The organism is Bradyrhizobium sp. USDA 241 (assembly GCF_049739505.1).
GTDB lineage: Bacteria > Pseudomonadota > Alphaproteobacteria > Rhizobiales > Xanthobacteraceae > Bradyrhizobium > Bradyrhizobium liaoningense.
Genome location: NZ_JBMGPZ010000004.1, coordinates 1,718,402 through 1,731,875 on the forward strand (window position 1 = coordinate 1,718,402; position 13,474 = coordinate 1,731,875).

General features: G+C 65.2%; 11 protein-coding genes and 1 pseudogene. 8 read left to right on the forward strand and 4 right to left on the reverse strand.

Annotated features, from left to right (window positions below; genetic code table 11):
* Positions 1–66 precede the first annotated feature (66 nt).
* From ABIF91_RS17875 to ABIF91_RS17905, 7 genes and pseudogenes are all read left to right on the forward strand, one after another.
* Positions 67–1,230 (forward strand): acyl-CoA dehydrogenase family protein, encoded by a 1,164-nt coding sequence (locus ABIF91_RS17875; RefSeq protein ID WP_028178971.1) that lies wholly within the window; start codon positions 67–69, stop codon positions 1,228–1,230.
* Positions 1,230–1,886, forward strand: a complete 657-nt coding sequence (locus tag ABIF91_RS17880; protein WP_028178970.1) for a glutathione S-transferase family protein — start codon at positions 1,230–1,232, stop codon at positions 1,884–1,886. Before ABIF91_RS17875 ends, ABIF91_RS17880 begins: the two co-directional genes overlap by 1 nt.
* A gap of 73 nt (positions 1,887–1,959) precedes the next feature.
* On the forward strand, positions 1,960–2,760 hold the full coding sequence (locus ABIF91_RS17885; RefSeq protein ID WP_028178969.1) for a helix-turn-helix domain-containing protein: 801 nt from the start codon (positions 1,960–1,962) through the stop codon (positions 2,758–2,760).
* Between the two features lie 199 nt (positions 2,761–2,959).
* Positions 2,960–3,826, forward strand: a complete 867-nt coding sequence (locus tag ABIF91_RS17890) for a 3-keto-5-aminohexanoate cleavage protein (RefSeq protein WP_035673007.1) — start codon at positions 2,960–2,962, stop codon at positions 3,824–3,826.
* Between the two features lie 124 nt (positions 3,827–3,950).
* A pseudogene (locus tag ABIF91_RS17895) lies at positions 3,951–5,566 on the forward strand (acyl-CoA carboxylase subunit beta).
* A complete protein-coding gene (locus tag ABIF91_RS17900) occupies positions 5,563–7,539 on the forward strand; it encodes an acetyl-CoA carboxylase biotin carboxylase subunit (protein ID WP_028178967.1) in 1,977 nt (658 codons plus the stop codon). Before ABIF91_RS17895 ends, ABIF91_RS17900 begins: the two are co-directional and overlap by 4 nt.
* Positions 7,540–7,722: 183 nt before the next feature.
* Entirely contained in the window at positions 7,723–8,535 is an 813-nt protein-coding gene (locus ABIF91_RS17905; protein WP_028178966.1) for a hypothetical protein, read from the forward strand.
* Here the strand turns inward: ABIF91_RS17905 and ABIF91_RS17910 are convergent.
* Genes ABIF91_RS17910 through ABIF91_RS17920 form a run of 3 tightly spaced genes read right to left on the reverse strand, consistent with a single transcriptional unit; the run spans position 8,507 to position 11,390 of the window.
* Positions 8,507–9,493: an ABC transporter ATP-binding protein gene (locus tag ABIF91_RS17910; RefSeq protein WP_028178965.1), complete on the reverse strand. Its 987-nt coding sequence runs from the start codon at positions 9,491–9,493 to the stop codon at positions 8,507–8,509. The genes ABIF91_RS17905 and ABIF91_RS17910 overlap by 29 nt on opposite strands.
* Positions 9,490–10,497 carry an ABC transporter ATP-binding protein gene (locus ABIF91_RS17915; protein WP_028178964.1) on the reverse strand — a complete coding sequence of 336 codons (1,008 nt, stop codon included), beginning with the start codon at positions 10,495–10,497 and terminating at the stop codon, positions 9,490–9,492. Before ABIF91_RS17915 ends, ABIF91_RS17910 begins: the two co-directional genes overlap by 4 nt.
* Positions 10,497–11,390: an ABC transporter permease gene (locus ABIF91_RS17920; RefSeq protein WP_035673039.1), complete on the reverse strand. Its 894-nt coding sequence runs from the start codon at positions 11,388–11,390 to the stop codon at positions 10,497–10,499. Before ABIF91_RS17920 ends, ABIF91_RS17915 begins: the two co-directional genes overlap by 1 nt.
* Before the next feature lie 55 nt (positions 11,391–11,445).
* Between ABIF91_RS17920 and ABIF91_RS17925 the strand changes: the two genes are divergently transcribed.
* On the forward strand, positions 11,446–12,510 hold the full coding sequence (locus ABIF91_RS17925) for an IS630-like element ISRj1 family transposase (protein ID WP_026192128.1): 1,065 nt from the start codon (positions 11,446–11,448) through the stop codon (positions 12,508–12,510).
* A 9-nt stretch (positions 12,511–12,519) separates the two neighbouring features.
* Here the strand turns inward: ABIF91_RS17925 and ABIF91_RS17930 are convergent, their stop codons facing one another.
* Positions 12,520–13,467, reverse strand: a complete 948-nt coding sequence (locus ABIF91_RS17930) for an ABC transporter permease (RefSeq protein WP_028178962.1) — start codon at positions 13,465–13,467, stop codon at positions 12,520–12,522.
* Positions 13,468–13,474: the final 7 nt, after the last annotated feature.

Sequence of the window (13,474 nt, forward strand, 5' to 3'; positions counted from 1 at the left end):
ATGAGTCCAACAATATCGAGATTCCGGGTTCGGCGCTTCGCGCCGCCCCGGAATGACAGGAGCAAAATGCTATTCACCGCCGACCACCACGACATCCGCCGCAGCCTGCAGAAGTTCATCGCGAACGAGATCAATCCTCGCGTCGATGAATGGGAGAAGGCCGACATCTTCCCGGCGCACGAGCTGTTCAAGAAGATGGGCAATCTCGGCTTCCTCGGTCTGAACAAGCCGGTCGAGTTCGGCGGTTCCGGCCTCGACTACTCCTACGCGCTGATGATGGCGGAGGAGTTAGGGGCCATCACCTGCGGTGGTGTGCCGATGGCGATCGGGGTGCAGACCGACATGGCGACGCCCGCGCTGGCGCGGTTCGGCTCCGACGAGGTGCGGCGCGAATTCCTGGCGCCCTCGATCTCGGGCGATTTCGTCGCCTGCATCGGCGTGTCCGAGCCCGGCGCGGGCTCCGATGTCGCCTCGATCAAGACCCAAGCGCGCTCCGACGGCGACGATTACGTCATCAACGGTGGCAAGATGTGGATCACCAACGGCACGCAGGCCGACTGGATCTGCCTGCTCGCCAACACCGGCGACGGCCCCGTTCATCGCAACAAGTCGCTGATCTGCGTGCCCATGAAGAGCAAGGGCGTCACGGTCGCCCGCAAGCTCGACAAGATGGGCATGCGTTCCTCCGACACAGCGCAGATCTTCTTCGACAATGTCCGCGTGCCCAAGCGCAACCGCATGGGCGAGGAGGGCAAGGGTTTTACCTACCAGATGATCCAGTTCCAGGAGGAGCGGCTGTGGGGCGCGGCCGCCTGCCTCAAGTCGCACGAATACATCATCAACGAGACCATCGCGTACACTCGCAATCGCAAAGCCTTTGGCCAGAGCATCCTCGACAACCAGGTCGTGCACTTCAAGCTCGCGGAGATGCAGACCGAGGTCGAACTGCTGCGCGCGCTGATCTATCGTGCCGCCGAGCAGCTGGTGGCGGGCGAAGACGTGACGAGGCTTGCGACCATGGCCAAGCTGAAGGCCGGCCGCCTCGGCCGCGAGCTCACCGACGCCTGCTTGCAATATTGGGGCGGAATGGGCTTTACCAACGAGACGCCGGTCAGCCGCGCCTATCGCGACAGCCGCCTGACCTCGATCGGCGGCGGCGCCGACGAGGTCATGCTGATGGTCCTGTGCAAGATGATGGGTACGCTGCCCGGCAGCAAAGGGAGTGCCTGATGATCACGCTCTATCACTGCGACGCCGCGCGCTCGTTTCGCCCGCTCTGGATGCTGGAGGAGATGGGGCTGCCCTATGAGCTGAAGATGCTGCCGTTCCCGCCGCGCGTCTTCGCCAAGGAATATCTTGTGCTCAATCCGCTGGGCACGATTCCCTTCATGGTCGACGGCGAAACCAAGATGACCGAATCCTCCGGCATTTGCCATTATCTCGGCGTCAAGTACGGACCGACGCCGCTGATGGTCGGACCGGAGGATCCCGCCTATGGCGCCTTCCTGAACTGGATGTATTTCAGCGACGCCACGTTAACCTTCCCGCAGACGCTGGTGCTCCGATACACCCAGCTCGAGCCGGAGGAGCGCCGCAACCCGCAAGTTGCCGGCGACTACGCCAAATGGTTTCTGGGACGCCTGCGCGCCGTCGAGGCAGCCACGGCGAATGCCGAAACATTGTGCGCGGGCCGCTTCACCGCCGCTGACATCGTCATCGGATACGCGCTTCGCCTGGCGAGCAACATCGGGCTCGCCAAGGATTTTGGGCCAAATGTCGCAGCCTATTGGGCTCGCCTGCAGCAGCGCGACGGTTTCAAGCGCGCGGTTGCTGCAGAGCAGAAGGCTGGCGCCGAGCAGAATGTTGCGGCGAGGGTGAGGGCGTAAGTTTCCGTCATTCCGGGGCGATGCGCATGACCTCCGTCCGCAGCGGCCAGAGAGCCGCGCGAGGAGGACCCCAATGGAAGATAAAGGTCGCGAATCCGACCATCTGATGCTGATCACGCCCGAGCGGGTATTCTATGCCGGCCTGCTCGGCCGGCCCCGCAAGCGCACCCCCGGTAGCTGCCATGTCTATGTCGCGGTGAAGGGCAGCCTGCATCTGACGACCGACGACGTCCAGACCTCGGACGAATTGGTCGTGACCCTGCCGAACCAGCGGCACACCATCGCCAGCGACTATCGCACCGTCGTCAGCGTGACGCTTGAGCCGGAGAGCATGCCGGATGGCGTGATCGAGGCTTTGGCCGAGCGGCTGCGCGGTCCGGACAAGGCCGCCTATGCGCGCAAGATCCTGGCCGCCTACACGCTGCTGCGCCACCGCCGCTACGGCGACATCACCACCGCCGAGTTCGACGAGATGTGCTTTGGCGAGGCGCTGCCGCGCCGCGTGCTCGATCCGCGCGTGATGCGTGCGGTCGCCCGCATCGGGCGCTTCTCCGGCGAGCCGGTGACGGCGGATACGTGTGCGGCAGAAGCGGGCCTCTCGGCATCGCGCTTCCTGCATCTGTTCAAGGAGGAGACCGGCATCTCCTTCCGCTCCTTCCGTGCCTGGAAGCGCGCGCGGCATCTGCTGCACTTCGCAAACCAGGACCTCAACCTCGCTCATCTCGCGCAGGACATCGGCTATCCCGACTCGACGCATTTCAGTCACTCGATCCGCCGCTTCTACGGATTGAAACCGCGTGCGATCTTCGTCGGCTCGCGCGACCTTGCGATCTACCGCAGCACCGAGACGGTGCGGCTTGCCGAAGCGAGCTGACTTCGGTCTCGTAGGATGGGCAAAGCGTAGCGTGCCCACCATCGTCGCCGAACCTTGAAATGCGGTGGGCAAGGCGCAAGGGCGCCTTTGCCTACCCTACGATTTGTCGTTGCTTTCCAGCTTCTCCGCGCAAGAAGCCGCATGTCGCGCGTCACATGATCGCAAGCGTTGAATTCTCAACGTGCGAGACATTAGTGGCATGAGCGACAAGGCCGTCATCACCTGCGCGCTGAACGGCGTGCTCACCGACCCGAAGCAGCACAACGTGCCTGTGACGCCCGAGCAGATGGCGCGCGAGGCCAAGGCTGCGTTCGACGCCGGCGCGTCCATCATGCACATCCATCTGCGCCAGCAGGCGCCGAACAAGGGGCATTTGCCGTCCTGGGAGGTCGCCGTCAGCAAGGAGATCCAGCAGGCGATCCGCGAGGCGTGCCCGGGCGTGATCATCAACCACACCTCGGGCGTGTCAGGGCCGAACTACTCAGGCGCGCTCGACTGCATCCGCGAGACCAGGCCGGAGATCGCCGCCTGCAATGCCGGTTCGCTGAATTACCTGAAAGTGAAGGCCGACAACACCTGGGCCTGGCCGCCGATGATGTTCGACAATGCGGTCGAGAAGGTGAAGGACTATCTCGACGTCATGAACGCAGTCGGCACCATCCCCGAGTTCGAGTGCTTCGATGTCGGCATCGTCCGCTGCGTCGGCATGTATCGCCAGGTCGGCATGTACAGCGGCCCGCTCGAGTACAATTTCGTGATGGGTGTCGCCTCCGGCATGCCTGCTGATCCCGAGCTGCTGCCGATCCTGATCAAGCTGAAGCGCCCCGAGGCGCATTGGCAGGTCACCGCGATCGGCCGCGAGGAGATCTGGCCGTTGCACCAGCGCTGCGCCGAGCTCGGCGGCCACTTGCGCACCGGCCTCGAGGACACCTTCTATCTCGCCGACGGCAAGAAGGTGACCTCGAACGGCCAGCTCATCGAAGCCGTCGCCGCCTGCGCGCGGCGTGCCGGCCGCGAGATCGCGAGCCCGGCCGAGGCGCGGAAGATCTTTGGGACGAACAGGTAGTCATACACTCCGTCATTCCGGGATGGCCCGAAGGGCCAGGCCCGGAATCCATACTCCCGATCGTGGTTATGGATTCCGGGCTCCCGACTTCGTCGCGCCCCGGAATGACGACTGGGATAGAGTCATGTCCATTCTCGAAAACACCATTTCCCCCGGCAGCGCCGCGTACCAGGCCAGCCGTGACGGCATGCTCGCGCTGATCGACCGCATGCGCGCGCTGGAAGAGCGCACACGGGCGGCGTCGGCCGCGGCCAAGGATCGCTTCCACAAGCGCGGACAATTGCTGCCGCGCGAACGCGTTGCCCTGGTGCTCGATCCCGGTGCGCCCTTCATCGAGCTGTCGACGCTCGCGGGCTACATGTTCGACGTGCCGGATGCGAACAAGAGCGTGCCGGCGGCGGCGTCATCGCCGGCATCGGCTTCGTCTCGGGCATTCGCTGCATGGTCAGCGCCAGTGATTCCGGCATCGATGCCGGCGCGCTGCAGCCTTACGGTCTCGACAAGACGCTGCGGGTGCAGGAGCTCGCGCTTGAGAACAAGCTGCCTTACGTGCAGCTCGTCGAAAGCGCCGGCGCAAACCTGCTGCGCTACCGCGTCGAGGATTTTGTCCGCGGCGGCAACATCTTTCGCAATCTGGCGCGTCTTTCCGCGGCCGGCCTGCCGGTCGTCACCGTCACGCACGGCTCGTCCACCGCGGGCGGCGCCTATCAGACCGGTCTCTCCGATTACATCGTCATGGTCCGTGGCCGCACCCGTGCGTTCCTCGCCGGGCCGCCGCTGCTGAAGGCCGCGACCGGCGAGATCGCGACCGAGGAAGAGCTCGGCGGCGCCGAGATGCATACACAGGTCTCCGGCCTCGGTGATTACCTGGCCGAGGACGATCGCGACGCGCTGCGCATCGCGCGCGAGATCATGGGAGCGCTGGCATGGGAGCGGCCGGGCAGGGCGACGCCAGAATTCAAGCCGCCGCGCTACGACCAGGACGAGCTGCTCGGCATCATGCCGATGGATCACAAGCGTCCGGTCGACATGAAGCAGGTGATCGCGCGCATCATCGACGATTCCGATTTCACCGAGATGGCGCCGAATTACGGGCCCGCCACGGTGTGCGGTCATGCCCGCATCGAAGGGCAGGCCATCGGCATCATCACCAACAATGGCCCGCTCGATCCCGCCGGCGCCAACAAGGCGACGCATTTCATCCAGGCCTGCTGCCAGACCCGTACGCCGCTGCTCTACCTGAACAACACCACCGGCTATATGGTCGGCAAGGCCTATGAAGAAGCCGGCATGATCAAGCACGGCTCCAAGATGATCCAGGCGGTCACCTCGGCGACGGTGCCGCAGATCACGATCTATTGCGGCGCCTCGTTCGGGGCCGGCAATTACGGCATGTGCGGGCGCGGCTTCCATCCGCGCTTCTGCTTCTCCTGGCCGAATGCCAAGACGGCCGTGATGGGCGGCGAGCAGGCGGCCGAGACCATGGCGATCGTGACTGAAGCTGCTGCGGCGCGCCGCGGCAAGCCGATCGAGAAGGACAAGCTGGACGCGATGAAGGCGCAGATCGTCGGTGTGTTCGACGGCCAGATGGATGTGTTCTCCACCAGCGCACGCGTGCTCGACGACGGCGTGATCGACCCGCGTGACACCCGTGCGGTGCTGTCCGAAGTGCTCGCGGTCTGCCGCGAGGGCGATGCGCGCATACCCCAGCGCATGCAGTTTTCGGTGGCCCGGCCATGAGGAACGGATCAGTGCAGCACCGGCCGTTCTTCAAGGTCCTGATCGCCAATCGCGGCGAGATCGCATTGCGCGTGATGCGTAGCGCGCGGCGCTTGGGCTTGAGCGTCGTCGCGGTCTATTCGGATGCCGACCGCGATGCGCTCCACGTGCGGCAGGCCGATCAGGCCGTGCGCATCGGCGAAGCGCTTCCGGCGCAATCCTATCTCAGCATTCCCGCGATCATCGGAGCCGCGAAGGCGAGCGGCGCGGATGCCGTCCATCCCGGCTACGGCTTTCTCGCCGAGAACGAGGAGTTCGCGCGCGCCTGCAAGGAGGCCGGTCTCGTCTTCATCGGCCCGTCGCCGCAGGCGATCGAGGCAATGGGCAATAAGGCCGGCGCCAAGGAGATCATGAAGAAGGCCGGTGTCCCCATCGTGCCCGGCTATCAGGGCGCAGACCAGGGCGACGAGGTGATGCTCGCGGAAGCCAGAAAGATCGGCTTTCCCGTGATGATCAAGGCGGTTGCGGGTGGCGGCGGGCGCGGCATGCGACTCGTGGCCGATGCAGCCTCGTTTCCCGATGCGCTGCGCAGTGCGCGTTCCGAGGCGAAGGCCGCGTTTGGCGACCCCACTGTCATCCTGGAACGTGCGATCCAGAACCCGCGCCATATCGAGATCCAGGTGTTCGGCGACAGCCACGGCAGCGCCATCCATCTCGGCGAGCGCGACTGCTCGGTGCAGCGGCGGCACCAGAAGCTGATCGAGGAAGCGCCGTCGCCCGCGGTGACGCCTGAGCTGCGGGCGAGGATGGGCGAGGTCGCAGTCGCCGCGGTAAAGGCGCTGCGTTACGAGGGGGCGGGGACGCTGGAGTTCCTGCTCGACGAACGTGGCGGGTTCTACTTCATGGAGATGAACACGCGTCTCCAGGTGGAGCATCCCGTGACCGAGGCGGTCACCGGGCTCGATCTCGTCGAGTTGCAGCTGCGCGTTGCGCGCGGTGAGCCGTTGCCGGTGAAGCAGCAGGACATCCGCTTCGAGGGCCATGCCATCGAGGTGCGGCTCTGCTCGGAGGATGCCGCGCAGGATTTCATGCCGCAGTCCGGCCGCATGGCACGCTGGCAGGTGCCCGACGGCATCCGCGTCGAGCACGCGCTGCAGTCGGGCTCCGAAATCCCGCCGTTCTACGATTCCATGATCGCCAAGATCATCAGCCATGGCGGGAGTCGCGAGGAGGCGAGGGGACGGCTGATCGTCGGCCTCGAGCAGCTCACGGCGTTTGGCGTGACCACGAACCAGGCGTTCCTGATGTCCTGCCTGCGTCACTCCGGCTTTGCCAAGGGCGAGGCGACGACAGCCTTCATCGGTGCGCATCGCGACGAGCTGCTGGCGCCGCGCAGGGGCGCTGCGTTCGATACGGTGTTGGCGGGCTTGCTGCTCTACGTCACAAATCCGCGCGCGCCTGCCTGGCAAAGTGGTCGGAGTCTGTCCGCAACGTTCCCGCTTCCGGCGAAACTCGAGATCGCCGGCCACGTCCACGAGCTCGAAGTCACGCGCGAGCGCGATGGCAGCTACACCGTCGCCACCGATGGCCGTCAGGACAGGTTCGAGATCGAGCAGCTCGATGCCGATGCGATTCGCTTTCGCCATGACGGTGTGATGGACAGCGCCAAATTCCTGCGCGATGCCGACCGGCTCTACCTCCAGCATCGCGGCATCCCGCTTGCGGCGATCGATCTCACGCTGGCGGCGCCGAAGGCTGCAGCAAGCAACGGCGGTGACGGCAAGGTCCGCGCCGCCATGAATGGCCGCGTCGTCGCCGTCCTGGTCAAGCCGGGCGACCGCGTCACCGCGGGCCAGCCGGTGTTGACGCTGGAAGCGATGAAGATGGAGCACGTCCACAAGGCCGGCCTCGACGGCATCGTCGCGGCGATCGACGTTGCCGAAGGCGAGCAGGTGACGACAGGCAGGATCGTGGCGGAGATCGGGGCGGGGTAGCGCCGCGAATGCAGTATCGGGTGGGCAACGGCGCCTAGCGCGTGCCCATCGCCTGTTGATCAATGAAATACGAAGAATTTCAATACGATAGGTCGCGAATCATGCTGCCGCACAATTCGGATTGAACGGTGTTCATTTTCATGCGACAAATATGAACATCGTTCAGTTCGTATGGAGGCTCGCATGCCGCGCGCAACTGATCCCGCCCGAGAGACGGATGCCGCGCTCCCCTCAGTGTCCAGCCGGCTGCCGTTCGCCGTACCAACGGTCCGCGAAAAATGCCTGGTCGGCGCGCTGTTCGTCCTTGCGGTGGTGGTGCTGCTAGCACCTGCGCTGCCTGCCGCCGCCTGGCACATCCCGCATTTCGTTGACACCCGCCCCTGGCTGGGTGTGCCCAATGCCGCCGACGTGCTGAGCAATCTCGCCTTCCTCGCGATGGGTGTCTGGGGCACGGAGCGGCTGCGCGCCCGCAATGATGCGCCCGTGGGTGCAGGCTGGTTCTTCATCGGACTGATCCTCACCTGCTTGGGCTCAGGCTTCTATCATCTGGACCCCGACATGCCGCAGCGGCTCGTGGCCGATCGCCTCGGCATGGCGGTGGCGTTCGCGGGCTTTCTTGGCATCGCGGCCAGCGAGCGCATCAGCGTGCGCGCAGGCGAAGCGGTGCTGGTGCTGATGATGGTTGCGGGACTGCTCGCGGCCTGGGTGGCGCACGAGAATCTCACTCCATGGGTGGTCGTGCAGTTCGGCGGCATGGCTCTCGCCGTGGGACTGGCGTTCACACGACCCCTGCCGGGTGCGCTCGGCGTGCCGCTCGGCGGCGTGATCTTCTTCTATGTGCTGGCGAAACTCTTCGAACTCGGTGACGCGACAGTGTTCGAAGCGACCGGGCACATCGTCTCGGGCCACACGCTCAAGCATCTGGCCGCGGCGTTGGCGGCCTGGCCGGTGATCCGGGCGTTGCGGCCTACTGGCCGCGCCCCGTCCCCTCATTGAGCAAGCACGCCACCTGGTGCCCGTCGCCGGCGTCCGCCAGCGCCGGCCGCTCCGTCTTGCAGCGTTCCATCGCAAATCGGCAGCGCGTGTGAAACGCACAGCCCGAAGGCGGGTTGACCGGGCTCGGCACGTCGCCGTCGACCAGCGGAGCGAGCTTCTTCGCGAGCGGGTTGGCGACGGGCACCGACGCGAGCAGGGCCTGCGTGTAGGGATGACGGGGGTTGCGGAACAGTTCGTCCTTCTCGGCGATCTCGACGATGCGGCCGAGATACATCACCGCGACGCGGTGGCTGATATGGGCGACCACGGCGAGGTCGTGGGCGATGAAGAGGTAGGAGAAGCCGTGCTGACGTTGCAGGTCGATCAGGAGGTTGATCACCTGCGCCTGGATCGAGACGTCGAGCGCGGACACCGGCTCGTCGCAGACGATCAGGCGCGGCCCCAGCGCCAGGGCCCGCGCAATGCAGATGCGCTGGCGCTGGCCGCCGGAGGACTGATGCGGGAAGTTGCGCATCTGGTCGGGCCGCAGGCCCACCTGCTCGAACAGCCTTGCGACGCGCGCCTCCAGCGCCTTGCCGCTTGCAAGCCCGTGCACGGCAAGCGGCTCGCCGACGATGTCGCCCGCAGTCATGCGCGGATTGAGTGAGGCGAACGGGTCCTGGAACACGATCTGCATCGAACGCCGGTGCGGGCGCAGCGCCGTCTTCGACAGATGGGTGATGTCCTCGCCGTCGAGCCGGATCTGGCCCGAGGTCGGCTCGACCAGCCGCAGCACGCTCCGCGCCACCGTGGACTTGCCGCAGCCGGATTCGCCGACGAGGCCGAGCGTCTCGCCGGTCCCGAGCGCGAACGAGACGCCGTCGACCGCATGCACGGTGCCGACTTGGCGGCGCAACACGCCGGCGCGCACCGGGTAGTGCTTCTTGAGGTCGGTAACTTCGAGCAGCGCTTCGGTCATGCCACCTCCGCGACTTCTTCCGCGCGCCAGCAGGCAGCGAGATGGCCGCCGCCCCAGTCGGCCAGCGGCGGATACTCGGCCTCGCAACGCTTGATGGCGAGCTTGCAGCGCGGCGCGAAGGCGCAGCCCTTCGGCAGCCCCACCAGCGAGGGCACCGTGCCGGGGATCTCGTTCAGCCGCGCCTGCGCCGGGACACCGGATGCCGGGACGGCCGGGATCGAGGCCATCAACCCGCGCGTATAGGGATGCATTGGCGAGGCGAACAGCGCCTCGACGCTGGCCTCCTCGACCTTTCGCCCCGCATACATCACGATCACGCGCTGCGCCGTTTGCGCGACGACGCCGAGATCGTGCGTGATCAGCACGAGGCCGGTGCCGAGCTCCTTCTGAAGGTCGAGGATCAGCGCCAGGATCTGCGCCTGGATGGTGACGTCGAGCGCGGTGGTCGGCTCGTCCGCGATCAGCAACGCCGGCCGGCAGGCCAGCGCCATCGCGATCATCGCGCGCTGGCGCATGCCGCCGGACAGCTGATGCGGATATTCCCGCGCGCGTCGTGCCGGCTCGGGAATGCGCACCAGGCGCAGCATCTCGACCGCGATATTCTGCGCTTCCTTCGACGTGATGCTCCGGTGCAGCCGCACCGCCTCGGCGATCTGGTCGCCGATTCGCATCACCGGATTGAGCGAAGTCATCGGCTCCTGGAAGATCATGGAGATGCGGTTGCCCCTGACCGCGCGCATCTGCGCTTCATCCAGCGACAGCAGCTCGGTGCCTTCGAGCGTGACGGAACCACCGACGATGCGGCCGGGCGGATCCGGCACGAGCCGCATCAAGGAGAGGGCGGTGACGCTCTTGCCGCAGCCGGATTCGCCGACGATCGCCAGCGTCTCGCCGCGTCTGACACTGAACGAGAGATCGTCGACGGCCTTGAACAGGCCGGAATTGGTGAAGAACACCGTCTTCAGGTTCTTCACGTCGAGCACGAGATCGGATTTGTCCGCCATCAGCCGCGCTGCCTCGGATCCAGGATGTCGCGCAGGGCGTCGCCGAACAGGTTGGCGCCGAACACGGCGAGGCTGATCGCGATGCCCGGGAAGATCACGAGCCACGGCGCGGTGCGAACATATTCGGCGGCGGATTCCGACAGCATGCGCCCCCATGACGGATAAGGCTCGGGAATGCCGAGGCCGAGGAAGGACAACGAGGCTTCGGTGAGGATGGTCGAGCCGAGCTGCGCGGTCGCCAGCACGATCAGCGGCGCCAGCGTGTTCGGCAGAACGTGGCGCAGCGCGATCCGCATCTCGCTCATGCCGATCGACTTGGCAGCTTCGACGAAGGGCTGCTCGCGCAGCGCCAGCGTATTGGCGCGGATGACGCGCGCGACCGTCGGGATCAGCGGGATGGCGATGGCGATGATCACATTGGGCAGCGAAGGGCCGAGCGCCGCCGTCATCACCAGGGCCAGCACCAGCAGTGGCAGCGCCTGGAGAACGTCGGAGACGCGCTGGAAGACGAGATCGACCCAGCCCGAGAGATAGCCGCAGGTGAGGCCGACGATGACGCCGATCGTGCCGCCGAGCGCGGTCGAACCGAGCCCGACCGCGAGCGAGATCCGCGCGCCGTGGATGATGCGGCTGAACACGTCGCGGCCGAAGGAATCGGTGCCCATCCAGTGCGCGAGGCTCGGGCGGGCCAGCGCGCGGGCGGAATCGACCGTCAGCGGATCGTAGCGCGCGATGAAGTCGGCGAAGATCGCGGTCAGCACGAACACCGTTATGATGACGAGGCCGGCCGCGCCCAGCACATGCCGCTGCGCCATGAACAGCACGCGCCGCCAGCCGCCGGTCGCATATGCGCCGGCCCGCCTCAGTTCAACGTCGAAGTCGATCGCAGCCAAGCTGGTCTCCTAGTACCCACTTTTCTTGGAACGTGAGTCGTGATTCAAGGTCGGGATGATACCCGAAGCAAGAGAAGTCCACCTTTCGAGGAAAGATCGCAAGGTGCTTGAGGCGTGCTGTCGCTCACCGGTGACGTTGCAGCGCGATTTGAAGCGGGCGCGGATAGTTCTGTTGGCGGCGGATGGGCGCAGCACCCGGTCGATCGCCAAGGAAGTTGGGGTCCAGCCGCGGATTGTCAGCCTTTGGCGGCATCGCTATGCCGACCATGGCCTTGAAGGGCTGCAAGACAAGCCGCGGCCTGGCAAGCAGCCGATCTATACGAAGACGACCGACAAGCGGATTCTGAAGCTGCTGGATAAGCCGCCACCGCAAGGGTTTGCGCGCTGGACCGGCCCCCTGCTGGCCGAGGCGCTGGGCGATGTCGATGTCCAATATGTCTGGCGGTTCCTGCGCAGCCACAAGATTGACCTGGTGGCTCGCAAGTCCTGGTGCGAGAGCAACGACCCGAACTTTACGGCCAAAGCCGCCGATGTTGTCGGCCTCTATGTCGCGCCGCCGGCGAAGGCCATTGTGCTGTGCGTGGACGAGAAGCCCTCGATCCAGGCTTTGGAGCGAGCGCAGGGTTATCTGAAGTTGCCCAATGGCCGCGCCTTGACCGGCCAAAGCCACGATTACAAGCGGCATGGCACCACAACATTGTTTGCGGCGCTCGAAGTCGCCACCGGAAAGATCATCGCGACCCATTCAAAACGCCGGCGCCGCGTCGAGTTTCTCGATTTCATGAACAGCGTCACCGCGGCTTTTCCGAACCGCAAGCTTCACGTCATCCTCGACAACCTCAACACCCATAAAAAGAACGAGGACTGGCTCAAGGCCCACCCCAACGTGCAATTTCATTTCACGCCGACAAGTGCGTCATGGCTCAATCAGGTCGAAGTATGGTTTTCCATCTTGCAGGGGCAGTCGCTCAGCGGCACCTCCTTCACGAGCCTCAAGCAGCTTCAGGAACACATCGATGCCTACGTCAACGCATACAACGACAGAGCCGAGCCCTTCGTCTGGACCAAGAAAAAGGTCCGTCAACGCCGTTTCAAAGGCCGCCGTATCACTCAGCTCTGATTCCGGGTACTAGTCCGTGTATCTGATGCGCGGGTCGAATACCGCGTAGAGCATGTCGACGGTGAAATTCGCGAACACCACCACGACCGCGATGAACATCACGAGATTCTGCACGATCGGATAGTCGCGCCAGCGGATCGCCTCGACCAGGAAGCGCGCGACGCCGGGAATGTTGAACACCGTCTCGGTGACGATCAGGCCGCCGATCAGGAACGCCGCCTCGATGCCGATCACGGTGATGACGGGCAAGATCGCGTTCTTCAGCGCGTGGTGATAGTTCACGGCCGTTTCGGAGGCGCCCTTGGCGCGGGCGGTGCGGATATAGTCCTGCCGCAGCACCTCCAGCATCGAGGAGCGGGTGATGCGCATGGTCAGCGCCGCGCTGCGGAAGCCGACGGCGGCCGCCGGCACGGCGTAGGTCGCAAACGCCTCGAGCCAGGTCTGCGGATTCGGATTGAAGATCGGCATCTGGCCGAACATCGCCACCGATGCGGTGAGGATCAAAAGTCCGAGCCAGAACGAGGGCAGCGACAATCCGCTGAGGCTGACGACGCGGAGCGCGTAGTCGAGCTTTGTTCCCTGCTTCACCGCGCTGATGACGCCGAGCGGAATGCCGATCGATGCCGAGAACAAAAGCGCGAGGCCGGCGAGCCGCGCGGTGATCGGGATCCGCGGCAGGATCTCCTGCAGCGCCGGCTTTTCCGAGACATAGGAGTAGCCGAGATCGCCGCGCAGGAAGCCGCTGATCCAGTGCCAATATTGCACGATCAGCGGCCGGTCGATGCCGAGCTCCTTCTCCAGATTGGCCTTGTCGGCCGGGTCGACGTAGCCGGCGGCCGCGAACAGGATGTCGACGATGTTGCCGGGAACGATCCGCAGCAGGAAGAAGATGACGATCGATATCCCGAACAGGGTCACGAGCATCAGGAACAGGCGCCGCACCAGATAGGCAAACATCCACCGC

What these genes read in the sequence shown, in the direction of transcription:
- ABIF91_RS17875 (WP_028178971.1), top strand. Translation starts at nt 67, where the DNA reads ATGCTATTCACCGCCGACCACCACGACATCCGCCGCAGCCTGCAGAAG.
- ABIF91_RS17880 (WP_028178970.1), top strand. Translation starts at nt 1,230, where the DNA reads ATGATCACGCTCTATCACTGCGACGCCGCGCGCTCGTTTCGCCCGCTC.
- ABIF91_RS17885 (WP_028178969.1), top strand. Translation starts at nt 1,960, where the DNA reads ATGGAAGATAAAGGTCGCGAATCCGACCATCTGATGCTGATCACGCCC.
- ABIF91_RS17890 (WP_035673007.1), top strand. Translation starts at nt 2,960, where the DNA reads ATGAGCGACAAGGCCGTCATCACCTGCGCGCTGAACGGCGTGCTCACC.
- ABIF91_RS17900 (WP_028178967.1), top strand. Translation starts at nt 5,563, where the DNA reads ATGAGGAACGGATCAGTGCAGCACCGGCCGTTCTTCAAGGTCCTGATC.
- ABIF91_RS17905 (WP_028178966.1), top strand. Translation starts at nt 7,723, where the DNA reads ATGCCGCGCGCAACTGATCCCGCCCGAGAGACGGATGCCGCGCTCCCC.
- ABIF91_RS17910 (WP_028178965.1), bottom strand. Translation starts at nt 9,493, where the DNA reads ATGACCGAAGCGCTGCTCGAAGTTACCGACCTCAAGAAGCACTACCCG.
- ABIF91_RS17915 (WP_028178964.1), bottom strand. Translation starts at nt 10,497, where the DNA reads ATGGCGGACAAATCCGATCTCGTGCTCGACGTGAAGAACCTGAAGACG.
- ABIF91_RS17925 (WP_026192128.1), top strand. Translation starts at nt 11,446, where the DNA reads ATGATACCCGAAGCAAGAGAAGTCCACCTTTCGAGGAAAGATCGCAAG.
- ABIF91_RS17930 (WP_028178962.1), bottom strand. Translation starts at nt 13,467, where the DNA reads ATGTTTGCCTATCTGGTGCGGCGCCTGTTCCTGATGCTCGTGACCCTG.